At 68.1% G+C, this 11,946-nt stretch carries 10 protein-coding genes; 5 read left to right on the forward strand and 5 right to left on the reverse strand.

The genetic code is table 11. From position 1 onward, the window contains the following. Positions 1-11 precede the first annotated feature (11 nt). Positions 12-1,319, forward strand: coding sequence for an O-acetylhomoserine aminocarboxypropyltransferase/cysteine synthase family protein (locus ACYQ07_RS09690; protein WP_459880678.1), 1,308 nt, complete (start codon positions 12-14; stop codon positions 1,317-1,319). A 33-nt stretch (positions 1,320-1,352) separates the two neighbouring features. Here the strand turns inward: ACYQ07_RS09690 and pheT are convergent, their stop codons facing one another. The 3 genes from pheT to htpX all read right to left on the reverse strand — a co-directional run bounded on the left by pheT (position 1,353) and on the right by htpX (position 6,294). Next, entirely contained in the window at positions 1,353-3,107 is a 1,755-nt protein-coding gene (gene pheT, locus ACYQ07_RS09695; RefSeq protein ID WP_459880681.1) for a phenylalanine--tRNA ligase subunit beta, read from the reverse strand. Beyond that, positions 3,107-4,615 (reverse strand): phenylalanine--tRNA ligase subunit alpha, encoded by a 1,509-nt coding sequence (gene pheS / locus ACYQ07_RS09700; protein ID WP_459880684.1) that lies wholly within the window; start codon positions 4,613-4,615, stop codon positions 3,107-3,109. Before pheS ends, pheT begins: the two co-directional genes overlap by 1 nt. Before the next feature lie 806 nt (positions 4,616-5,421). Further along, positions 5,422-6,294 (reverse strand): zinc metalloprotease HtpX, encoded by an 873-nt coding sequence (gene htpX / locus ACYQ07_RS09705; RefSeq protein ID WP_459880687.1) that lies wholly within the window; start codon positions 6,292-6,294, stop codon positions 5,422-5,424. Between the two features lie 218 nt (positions 6,295-6,512). Between htpX and ACYQ07_RS09710 the strand changes: the two genes are divergently transcribed. The 3 genes from ACYQ07_RS09710 (at position 6,513) to recJ (ending at position 9,824) form a co-directional block, all read left to right on the forward strand. Further along, positions 6,513-7,499, forward strand: a complete 987-nt coding sequence (locus ACYQ07_RS09710; RefSeq protein WP_459880690.1) for an ABC transporter ATP-binding protein — start codon at positions 6,513-6,515, stop codon at positions 7,497-7,499. After that, positions 7,496-8,308 carry a DUF2705 family protein gene (locus ACYQ07_RS09715; RefSeq protein ID WP_459880693.1) on the forward strand — a complete coding sequence of 271 codons (813 nt, stop codon included), beginning with the start codon at positions 7,496-7,498 and terminating at the stop codon, positions 8,306-8,308. The genes ACYQ07_RS09710 and ACYQ07_RS09715 overlap by 4 nt, the downstream gene beginning before the upstream one ends. Positions 8,309-8,402: 94 nt before the next feature. Further along, complete coding sequence (gene recJ / locus ACYQ07_RS09720; RefSeq protein WP_459880696.1) at positions 8,403-9,824, forward strand: RecJ family nuclease; 1,422 nt, start codon at positions 8,403-8,405, stop codon at positions 9,822-9,824. 98 nt (positions 9,825-9,922) lie between these two features. Here the strand turns inward: recJ and ACYQ07_RS09725 are convergent, their stop codons facing one another. Then, on the reverse strand, positions 9,923-10,486 hold the full coding sequence (locus ACYQ07_RS09725; protein WP_459880699.1) for a HalX domain-containing protein: 564 nt from the start codon (positions 10,484-10,486) through the stop codon (positions 9,923-9,925). Between the two features lie 141 nt (positions 10,487-10,627). On the opposite strand from ACYQ07_RS09725, the gene ACYQ07_RS09730 reads away from it, so the two are divergent. Next, entirely contained in the window at positions 10,628-11,356 is a 729-nt protein-coding gene (locus ACYQ07_RS09730) for an RAD55 family ATPase (protein WP_459880702.1), read from the forward strand. A gap of 103 nt (positions 11,357-11,459) precedes the next feature. Here ACYQ07_RS09730 and ACYQ07_RS09735 read toward each other — a convergent pair whose 3' ends face one another. Then, a complete protein-coding gene (locus ACYQ07_RS09735) occupies positions 11,460-11,798 on the reverse strand; it encodes a helix-turn-helix domain-containing protein (protein ID WP_459880705.1) in 339 nt (112 codons plus the stop codon). Between the last annotated feature and the right edge of the window lie 148 nt (positions 11,799-11,946).

Here is an 11,946-nt window from a genome sequence, read left to right on the forward strand (position 1 = left end):
AAACCCCGTGTATGGCCCCCGACGACGGCGACGAGAGGGAGCACCGATTCCGCACGCGCAGCGTCCACGCCGGCGCCGAGCCGGATCCGACGACGGGCGCGCGGGCGACGCCCATCCACCAGACCACCTCCTACGTGTTCGACGACGCGGACCACGCGGCGCGGCTGTTCGCGCTGGAGGAGGCCGGCAACGTCTACTCGCGGCTGATGAACCCGACGAACGGCGCCCTCGAAAAGCGGATCGCCTCGCTGGAGGGTGGCGTCGGCGCCGTCGCCACCTCCTCCGGGATGGCGGCGCTCAACCTCGCGACGTTCCTGCTCGCGTCCGCCGGCGACAACATCGTCTCCGCCTCCTCGCTGTACGGCGGCACCTACACCTACCTCACCCACTCGGTCGAGCGCCGCGGGGTGACCACCCGGTTCGTCGACACGCTCGACTACGACGCCTACGAGGCGGCGATCGACGAGGACACCGCGTTCGTCCACTTCGAGACGATCGGCAATCCCGCGCTCGTCACGCCGGACATCGAGCGCGTTGCCGAGATCGCCCACGACAACGGCGTCCTCCTGTTCGTCGACAACACCTTCGCCACGCCGTATCTCTGCCGGCCCCTCGAACACGGCGCCGACCTCGTCTGGGAGTCCACGACGAAGTGGATGACCGGCAACGGCACCACCGTCGGCGGCGTGCTCGTCGACGGCGGCTCCTTCCCGTGGAGCGAGCACGCCGAGACGTTCCCGGAGATCGCCGCGCCGAACCCCGCCTATCACGGCGTCAACTTCGCCGAGCGCTTCGGCGACGCGGCGTTCACGTTCGCGGCGGTCACGCGCGGGCTGCGCGATCTCGGCAACCAGCAGGCGCCGTTCGACGCCTGGAACACGCTCCAGCAGCTGGAGTCGCTCCCGCTGCGAATGGAGCGCCACTGCGAGAACGCGATGCTCGTCGCGGAGGCGCTCGCCGACCATTCCGACGTGGCGTGGGTGAACTACCCGGGACTGGCAGACCACGAGACGCACGAAAACGCCAGCGAGTACCTGGAGGGCGGCTACGGCGGGATGATCACCTTTGGCCTCGCCGACGGCTACGAGGCGGCGAAAGCGACCGTCGAGAACACCGACCTCGCCTCGCTGTTGGCGAACGTCGGGGACGCCAAAACGCTCGTCATTCACCCGGCCTCCACCACCCACCAGCAGTTGGCCGACGACGAGCTGGCGGCCGCCGGCGTCACCGCGGACATGGTCCGGCTTTCGGTTGGGATCGAGGACCCGGCCGACATCGTCGCCGATCTCGAAGCTGCCATCGAGACGGCCGCTGACTGAGGGGAGCCCGGCCGTGGCGTCTTTTGAACCCGCTTAGCGGAGCGCGTCGAGCTCGAACTCGAAGGCCGCGACGGGCACCTCCAGGTCGTGTTCCACGAGCACCGCCGGATGGAGCTCACCGATCACGCCGACCGTCTCGCCGTCGACGACCACGTCCGCGACGCGCCCGTCGATGAAGGAGGGGTGTTCCGTGCGGGGCGTCGACAGCTCGACGCCGAAGTCGTCACACAGCGCCTTGAGGCGCCCCTTTGCGGCCTCGTAGGAGGCGTCACGGCGGGCGACGGCCGCGGTGACGTGGTGGGTCTCCGCGACGTTCGTGTTCTCCGTGTCGTCGCGCTCGGCGACGAAGCCGACCTCGGCGACGTCCTGCGGGTAGCTGTTGTGGGTGTTCCGCTCCAAGAGCATCGTGATGGAGGGGAGCGCCCACGTCCGGAGCTGGGTGTAGTCCTCGCTGTACGGCTCCGTGATCTCGACCGGCTCGCCGGCGCCCACGAGGGGGTCGCCGTCAGGCCCGGTCGCGCCGGGCTCGATCCGCATCCGGTCGTAGTTCTCAGTCCCGCTGATCATGTGGAAGTTCAGCAGGTCCTCGAAGCCGAGGCCGACGAGGCTCGTGCGGACGGCGTCCTCCAGCCGGGAGCGCTCGTGTCGCCCGCCAACGGTTCCCACGTCGGGGTAGCGCGGCTCCAGATTGTCGAAGCCGTAGGCGCGCCCCACGTCGTCGACCAGATCCAGCGGGTGGAGCACGTCGACGCGATACGGCGGGATCTCCACCTCGTAGGTGACCTCCTCGTCGAGCGAGTAGGTCGCGTCCAGTCCGGAGCGCTCGAAGCAGTCGACGACCTCCTCGGGCTCGAACTCGACGCCCAACAGGGTCTCGATCCGTTCGTGGCTCACCTGCTTTTCGTCGGTTTCGAGGTTCGGACGGACGAGGTCTGCGCCGTACTCCGCCGGGTGCTCGGCGCCGTCGGCGTACGCGATCTCGACCTCCTCGATCGTGCCGCCGCGCGCGGAGAGCGCGTAGCAGATGATGTTGCACATCCGGTCGATGGTCCACTGGTCGGTGCCGGTGAGCTCGACGAGCAGGTTGCGCGAGTCGGCGTCGACCTCGGTCCGCTTTCCGTTGATGACGGGCGGGAACGAGAACAGCCCGAGCTCGTCGTAGATCGCCGGGTAGGAGTCGTATTCGCTCACGAGATCGGCGTACTCCCGGCCCGTGGCGTGTTCCTCAAGCACCTCCGCCGGCGTCATCCCGTCGTTCGCGTCCAGCGGGACGAACGAGTCGCCGTCCGGCTCGACCCCGCGGTAGGTGATCGAGTTGTCGGCGCCCTCCTCCAGCGTCTGCCCTTTCACCATCGTCAGGTCGTGGATGCCGATGGCGCCTTTCGCGCGCCCACGGCCCATCGTCGCGTGGAGCTTCTCCTGCAGCTGGATCAGCGAGTCGAGCGCGTCCTCGTCGAGGTCGACGCCGCGGACGATGGCGCCGGAGACGAACGGGCGCTCGTCGGGAACGGACTCGTCCACCTCGATGGTCCACTCCGCGTCGTTCGTCCCGGGGACGTAGACGCCGCGCGCGTCGCCATAGTGGTAGCGCAGCGAGCGGGCGACGCCCTCGACGCTCAGGCGGTCGAGGCGGTCGGGGGCGAACTCGAACTGGAGCTCGCCGTCCTCCGTCTCGCCCTCGAACTCCAAGCCGAGTCCGAACAGGTCCTCCTTGAACTCCGCCGTCTCCTTGTCCTCGTAACCGGTCAACTCGCGCAGCTCGTCGGGGTCGATGTCGACGACGGGCATTAGTAGGTCACCTCCGCGTTCCGCAGGAACTCAATGTCGGCGAGGGTGCCGTGGAGGTCGCGGATGTCCTCCGCGCCCGTGGTGAGCATCGCCAGTCGCTCCAGGGCGAGCCCCCACGCCATCACGTCGCACTCGATGCCGAGCGGGCCCAGCACCTCCTCGCGGAAGATGCCGGAGTTGCCGATCTCGATCAGCTCGCCCGTCTCGGGGTGTTCGCCGAACAGCTCGAAGCTCGGCTCCGTGTAGGGGTTGTAGTGCGGCTTGAACTCGACGCCGGTGATGCCGAACTGGCGGTAGAACTCCTCGAACGTCCCCATCAGGTCGCGCACCGAGAGGTCCTCGGCCATCACCCACCCCTCGATCTGGAAGAACTCCAGCAGGTGCGTCGGGTCGAGCGTGTCGTTGCGGTACACCTTCTCGACGGAGAAGTAGCGCTGTGGCGGGTCGATCTCCGCGCCGGCGATTCCGGAGAGGTACCGCATCGACAGTGAGGTGGTGTGGCCGCGGAGCGCGACCTCGCGGGCGAACTCCTCGGACCACGGCGAGTGGTAGCCGTCGCCGTCGATCCCCCATCCGTCACGGTGGGCGGCCTCGACGCGCTTGATCAGCTCGTCCGGAATCCCCTCCATCGGGTCGACGTCGAGCGCGAACCGGTCCCAGTGGGTCCGTGCCGGATGGTCCTGGGGCATGAACAGACAGTCGTTGATCCAGAAGTCGCTGTCGGCGTGGGGGCCCTCCATCTCCTGGAACCCCATGCCGACCAGCACGTCTTTCACGCGGTCGGCCGTCCCGCGGAGGACGTGTTTGCGGCCGCCAGTGACCGCCGGCGCGTCGGCCTCGACGTTGTACTCCGTGAACTCCACGTCCTCCCACTCGCCGCTGGCGAGCAGCTCGGGGGTCAGCTCCGCGACCGTCTCGGTCGCCTCGACGCCCTCCATCAGCGCGTCGACGCCCGCCTCGGTCAGCGTCACCGACCGGGTCGTGTGCTCGATGACCTCGACGAGTCCGCGGGACTCCAGCTGGTCGATCACCGCGTCGTCCACGTCCGGCACCTCGCCGCGGGCGAGTGCGGCCAGCGCCTCGGCCTCCGGATCGTCGTCGGGGTCAGCGTCGGCGTCGAGCGAGAGCTCGCCGGCGTCGATGGTGCCGAAGCCCTTGCGCGCGAAGTTCGCCAGCGCCACGTCGACCTCGGGACCCGCCAGGCCGGCGTTGCCGATCACCTGCCCCATCGAAACGGGGTCGGCGTGGGCGTCGAGCTCCAGGGCGGCCCAGTAGAGCCGCGCCTCCGGGAGGTCGTCCTCGACGTAGGTTCGCCCCTCCTCGGTGAGTTCGAGGGTCTCTTCGGCGGTTTCGGCGACGCCGACGAGCCCGGCGTCGCGGAGGTCGAAGGCGGCGCCCGTGACGGTCTCGGGTTTCAGCCCGGCCGACGCCGCGATCTCGTCTATCGTCCGTTCGTCGTTCGCGCTCGCGACCTCTAACACCGCGAGTTGTCGTTGCGGAAGTCGCATTCGAGTTGTGTGGATACGTGTGTGGCAGGTTGGTAACGGTTCCGGCACGCGGTCGTCAGGCGCGTCTCGCGCCCGCCGTCGACCGCGTGCTCCTGTACGTTCACGCCGGCGCTCACCGCGCCGGTCGCCGCCGAGTCGCCCGGTTTCACCGCCCCGCCGCGGGACGGATCCGCCGCGCGCGACTCACTTAAAAAAGGGGCCGAACGCGCCGTCGTCGCCCTCGGGAACGGTGCCGTCGGTGGCGTGTTCGGGTGCCATACACACACATGGTCGGCGCCCGCGCTTAGCGGTTACGATTGAGAGGGCAGCGACGCTCGCTTATAAGCGAACGTGCGGTGGCGCGCCGGTGAGCGCCTATAAGGCGCGAACCGCGCGCGAGGGAGGCAGCGGGCGCCGGCGGAGCGGTTTCCCGCCGGCGGCCGTCTGCCGAGGCTGGGGAGGCGTGAGGTGCGGTTGCTGTGCGGTGCGGGGTGGGACTCAAAGGGGCAGCCGGCGAGGACGAAGCACGACGACGCAAGCACTCAAAAGGCCGGGCGGTGCTGAGAGGCCTTTTGAGCGCGCAGCGAGTCGCGCGAGTCGTCGCCAGCTGGGGCTTTGGAGGTGGTCTCCGTCGTTCTCACCACATTAACCGCTCAACTCGCTTATAGGGAGTCGGCTGGGGCTTTGGAGATGGTCGCCGTCGTGCTCACTGCTGCAACCGCACAAACCGCTTATAAGGCGCCGGCTGGGTCATAAGAGGCGTACGCCGGCGTGCTCACCGCACAAACCGCTTAAAAGAGGCCCTCAAAAACCCGCTCGTTCCCGTATCAGGCCGTCTCCATCTCCTTTTCCAGCTCGCGGAGGCGCTCGACGCGCGTCTCCATCGGCGGGTGCGTCGAGGCGAGCTTGCCGATGAGGCCGGAGCGGATCGGGATGATGAAGAACGCGTTCATCTCGGCCTCCTCACGGAGGTCCTCCTTGGGGACGCGGTCCATGCGGCCGTTGATCGTCATGAGCGCGGAGGCGAGCGCGGCGGGCTTGCCGGTGATGAGCGCGGCGCCGCGGTCCGCGGAGTACTCGCGGTAGCGCGAGAGCGCGCGGATCAGCAGGAACGAGATGACCCACACGACCAGCGAGACGGCGATGGCGACCCAGACCGGCGGCGCGTTGCGGTCGTTGCCGGCGAACAGCCAGCCCCACCGGACGATGAAGAAGGCGATAGTCGAGAGGAACGAGGCGATGGTCATCACCATCACGTCGCGGTTTTTCACGTGCGCGAGCTCGTGGGCCATCACGGCTTCGAGCTCGTCCTCGTCCAGCGAGTTCATCAGGCCGGTCGTCGCACAGACGGTGGCGTTCTTCTTGTTGCGCCCGGTGGCGAACGCGTTCGGCACCTGCGTGTCCGCGACCGCGACGGTCGGCTTCGGCAGGTCGGCCTGCTGGCTGAGGCGTTCGACCATCCGGTGTAGTTCGGGTTCCTCCTCGGGCGTGACCTTTCGGGCGCCCATGCTCCGCAGGGCGAGTTTGTCGCTGAAGAAGTACTGCACCAGCGAGAACCCGCCGAGCAGGACGAGGATCGTCATCATTCCGGCGTCGAACATGGTGATCAACACGCCCATGAAGACGAGATAGAGGGCAAACAGCAGGAACATGGTGAACGCCATCCGTCCACGCAGTCCCCAGTCCGTGCTCCATTGCATACTCGGTTCTACCCCTTGTGCGGCTTAAAACCTGCCGGAGCCGAACCACGCCTTCCGGTAGATGGGCGCTTCTCCGAGCGAGGGTCGCCGTGGTCGCCATCGTCGCCGCGGCCGCCGGCGAGGCGCTCCGGCTGATCCGCCGAGCCCTCTGATACCCGCACGTCCCGCGAGCGCCGGCAGCCACAACCCTTTATCGGAAGCCGCTGAAACCGGTGCGTATGAGCGCCATCGAGCTGCGCGGCGTCACGAAGGAGTTCTCGGACACGGTCGCCGTGCGCGACCTCGACTTGACCGTCGAGGAGGGGGAAGTGTTCGGCTTCCTCGGACCGAACGGCGCGGGCAAGTCGACGACGATCAACATGATCCTCGACTTCGTTCGCCCCAGCGCCGGCGACGTGACCGTGCTCGGCCGGGACGCGACCGCCGACAGCGTCGCGGTCCGCGAGCGTACCGGCGTGCTCCCCGAGGGGTTCTCGGTGTACGACCGGCTCAGCGGTCGGGCACACGTCGAGTTCGCCATCGAGTCGAAGGGCGTCGAGGCGGACCCCGACGACGTGTTGGAGCGCGTCGGCCTGCTCGACGACGCCGACCGCAAAGCCGGCGGCTACTCGAAGGGGATGTGCCAGCGGCTCGCGCTCGGCATGGCGCTGGTCGGTCAACCCCAGCTGCTGATCCTCGATGAGCCCTCCTCCGGACTGGACCCGGCGGGTGCAAAGGAGATGCGCGAGATCGTCCTCGCGGAGGCGGACCGCGGTGCCACCGTCTTCTTCTCCTCGCACGTGCTCGGACAGGTTGAGGCCGTTTGTGACCGCGTCGGGATCATGCGCGACGGCGAACTCGTCGCGAAGGACTCCGTCGAGGGGCTCCGCGAGGCGGTCGGCGGCGAGGAGTCGCTGACGATCACGACGCCTGACCCCGTCTCCGAGGACGCGCTCGACGCGGTGCGCCGACTCGACGGCGTCGCGCGCGCCGAACTCGACGACGACGGTGACGTGGTGGTCAACTGCGACAGCGGCGCGAAGACGCGCGTCATCGCCGCACTGGAGGACGAGGGCGTCACCGTCTCCGACTTCTCGACCAGCGAGGCGTCCCTGGAGGACCTGTTCTTGGCGTACACCGAGGGTGAGGCACCCTCCAGTGGCGGTGCAAACGACGACGGGGAGACGCCCGATTCCGCCGGGGCTTCCGAGGAGGTGGCCGAATGAGCCTCGTCGCCGTCGCCAAGAAGGACTTTCAGGACGCGATCCGGTCGCGGTGGCTGATCGCGCTCACGGTGTTGTTCGCGCTGATCCTCTCGACGATCGCGTACCTCGTCCGCCCCGCACCCGGACAGGACGCGCCGGCGACCGCGCTGTTGAGCCCACTTGACCAGTTCGTGGTCGGGACGCTGGTGCCGCTTATCGCGCTCGTCGTCGGCTACAACGCGGTGTGTGGCGAGCGGGAATCCGGCTCCCTGAAGCTGCTCCTCTCGTTGCCCCATTCGCGCGCGGATGTCGTGTTCGGCAAGGTGCTCGGGCGCGCGGCGGCGCTGTCGACCGCCGTCGTCGTCGGCCTCTTCGTCCCCGCGGTCGTGATCGCCGCCGGGCCGTTCGAGTTCGAGCCGCTGGTGTTCCTCGGCTACGTGCTGCTCGTCTGTCTGCTCGCCACCGTCTTCGTCGCGATCGCGGTCGGCCTCTCGGCGTTCACCGGCTCCCGATGGGTGGCGCTCGGCGGCGCCATCGGGCTCTACTTCCTGTTCGTCCCGCTGTGGAACGCGATCCAGATGCCGCTGCAGTTCTGGTTCATGGGTGGCGGCGGCCAGTGGCTCCCGCTCACTCCCGAACAGGTGTTCCAGTTCCTCCAGGTGTTCCGCCCGAACGGCGCGTTTAACACGCTCTCACAGAGCTACCTCGCGGGCGAGTTCCTCACGGGACCGCAGCAGAATCTGCAGATATCCGCGCTCGCGATGCTGGTGTTCTGGACGCTCGCGCCGCCGCTCGTCGGGCTCCTGCGGTTCGAGCGCGCTGACCTGTAGCGCCGCGCAGCTCTTCTCCTCGCACTGTTTTTCCCACTCCCTGCCGTCCACCCGAAGCGACACTTTATCCGTGGTGACGAGCCAACTCCGGGTAATGGCAGCCGCCGGCCCACCCGTACCCGACCTCGCCGACCGTGCCGACGCCTGCGCCGAGCGCCTGCGTGCGGCCGACCGCGTCCTGCTCGCCTCCCACATCGACGCCGACGGGCTCACGAGCGCGGCGATCGCCTCCGCGGCGCTCGCGCGCGCCGGCATCGACCACGAGGTGGTCTTCGAGAAGCAGCTGGACGGCGAGGCAGTGGCGGGGATCGCCGCCCGCGAGTACGACACCGTGCTGTTCACCGACTTCGGCTCGGGACAGCTCGACATCATCGCCGACCACGAGGCGGCCGGCGACTTCACGCCCGTCATTGCCGACCATCACCAGCCCGCCGATGCCGACACCGAGTTCCACCTCAACCCGCTGTTGTTCGGCATCAACGGCGCCAGCGAGCTCTCCGGCGCCGGCGCGAGCTACGTCCTCGCCCGTGCCTTGGAAGGCCCGGACGGGGACAACCGCGACCTCGCCGGTCTCGCGGTCGTCGGTGCCGTCGGCGACATGCAGGACTCCGGCGACGGGCTGGTCGGCGCCAACGAGGGGCTCGTCCACGACGGGGTGGAGGCCGGCGTGCTCGAAACGCGCACCGACCTCGACCTGTACGGTCGACAGACCCGTCCGCTCCCGAAACTGCTGGAGTACGCCTCCGACGTTCGCATCCCGGGCGTCTCAAACGACCAGGCGGGGGCGATCTCGTTCCTCTCGGAGCTCGACCTCGACCTGAAATCGGGGGGCGACTGGCGGCGCTGGGTCGACCTCAACGACGAGGAGCGGCGGACGCTCGTCTCCGCGCTCATGCAGCGGGCGGTCGCCTCCGGCGTCCCCGCCGACCGCATCAACGAGCTGGTCGGCACCTCCTACACGCTCGTCGACGAGGAGCGAGGAACGGAGCTCCGTGACGTGAGCGAGTTCTCCACGCTGCTCAACGCCACCGCGCGCTACGAGCGCGCCGACGTGGGGCTCGCCGTCTGTCTCGGCGACCGCGACGAGGCGCTCGCGGAGGCCCGCAGCCTGCTGCGGAACCACCGCCGGAACCTCTCGGAGGGACTCCAGTGGGTGAAGACGGAGGGCGTCACGACCGAGGAGCACATCCAGTGGTTCGACGCCGGCAGCCGGATCCGCGAGACGATCGTCGGCATCGTCGCCGGGATGGCGGTCGGGTCGCCGGCCGTCGACCGCTCGATGCCCGTGATCGCGTTCGCCGAAAAGAGTGCGACGGAGCTGAAGGTGTCCGCCCGCGGGTCACACACACTGGTCCGACAGGGACTCGACCTCTCGGTCGTGATGCGCGAGGCGAGCCAGGCGGTCGGCGGCGACGGCGGCGGCCACGACGTGGCCGCGGGCGCGACGATCCCCACCGGGGAGCGCGACGCGTTCATCGCGACGGCGGACGCGCTGGTGGGGGAACAAACGTCGTAGAACGGAGCGAGAGGGAGCAGGAGGGGACGAGGCGGGAAGAGACGAGACGGGACGAGACGGGCCGAGACGGAAGGGGACGGAAAGGGACGGAGGTCCGACTACGCTTTTCCGATGTCGCGGAACATCGCGCGGTAGTCGTCCGCCGAGAAGGATTCGCCGAGGTCGTCGATGTCCGCGTCGATGTCGTCGAGCCGGTCGAGCAGGTCGGTGTACGAGTCGTTATCCTCCAGTTGCGTGACGGGCTTTTCCGACTCGAGCACCGCGCGCTTGCTGGCGAGCGACGCCGCTTGCTGAAGCTTGTCGTCGTACTCCGTGCGCGAGAGCAGCGTGTCGAGCGCCGACAGCAGGTTCGCGCGGCTGACGGGCTTGGTGAGGTACAGGTCAAAGCCCATGTCGATGATGTCGAAGTCGGGCTCGACGGCGGTCACCATCGCGACCCGGCAGTCGTACCCCGCCTCGCGGATCCGGTCGAGCACCTCGTCGCCGCTCCCGTCCGGCAGCCGCCGGTCGAGGAGCACGGCGTCGACGTCGGCGTCGACGCGGTCCGTGGCCTCGGCGACCGTCTTTGCCACCCGAACGTCGTACTCGTCCTCGAGAAACCCGGCGTACAGTGCCGCGATATCCGGCTCGTCCTCGACGACGAGCACGGTTGGCTCACTCACCGCCGATCACCGTCCGTTCGACGGGGTGCCCCTGACCGCACATGCTCCGAAGGCGGACGTGTTGAGAAATAAAGCTGTCGCCGTCGATGTCGCGCTCGCACGAGTGGTCTTTTATACGTCACCCACACATACTGAATACGAATGTCTGAACTCGTCTCGACGGGGGTCGAGGGACTCGACTCGATCCTCTCCGGCGGCATCACCGAGCGGTCGACGGTTCTCGTCTCCGGCAACCCCGGTACCGGCAAGAGCATCTTCGGGATCCAGTACCTCCACACCGGCGCGACGGAGTACGACGAGCGCGGCGTCTACGTCTCGTTCGAGGAGGATGCGGAGGATATCCGACAGGCGGCCGAGTCGGTCGGCTTCGAGGAGTTCGGCGACCTCGTCGACGACGGCGATATCGTGATCCTCGACAAGCGCGACATGCTGCGCGACGCCGACTTCTCGCAGGCGGTCGACCGCCTGCTGGACGTGCTGGAGGACGGCGAGTTCGACCGGCTCGTGCTCGACTCGCTGTCGATGTTCCAGCTGTTCTTCGAGGACGAACACGAAAAGCGGACCTACCTCCTGAAGTTCTCGGACATCCTCAAGGCGAACGGCCTCACCTCGCTGCTGATCAACGAGCAGGGCGCCGTCTTCCCGGATACGGAGGTCGGCTTGGAGAACTTCCTCACCGACGGTAACATCTACTTCATCCAGACGCCCACGGAATCGGGCGTCAACCGCTACGTCTGGGTGGCGAAGATGCGAAAACAGGACATCGACACCGACATCTTCCCGATGGAGATCGGCGAGGGCGGGATCACCGTCCACGAGCGCGCCGGCGGCTTCTCGATGATGGGCCGTTCCGACGAGCCGTCCTTTTAAACGGGTGACGTGGCGGCGGGTGTGTTCGGCGGGGTGGTTTTCGGCGGGGTGGTTTTCGGCGGCGACGGTCGAACGGCGGCCGTTGCGCGCCCGGCGGCCGACGCTACCGTTCGGACGAGAGGTTCTCCCACACGTCGTCGAGCCGGTTTTTGACGGCGGAGCGCTCCTCGACCTCGATAGTGACGCCGTCGCGGAAGTCGACCTCGATGCCGTCGACGCGCCGGCGGTACACCTTCACGCGGCGGTGTTCCTCGGAGAGCGGGCGGTCGTGTAGCTCCAGCAGCTCGGCCTCCTCCAGCTCGTTGATGCGGCGGTAGCAGGTCGCGATCGGCACGTCCAGCTGCTCGCTGAGGTCCTGGGCGGACATCGCCTCGCCCGTCGCGCTCAGGATGTCCGTGTTGTACTTGTTGCCTAACACCGTGATGAGGTCCTCGCCCGCCATGTGACGTTATCGGGAATGATTCTCGGGGTGAAAAGGGTGCCGGTGGAAACGCTCCCCGTGGGCCGACCGACTGCACGCCGTTAGCACCCCGATATCGTGCTCGGTGAACGCTCCATGGCTCCGGTGACCGATAATTATCGTTGATTGA

The sequence above is a fragment of the Halorubrum gandharaense genome (genome assembly GCF_054654575.1).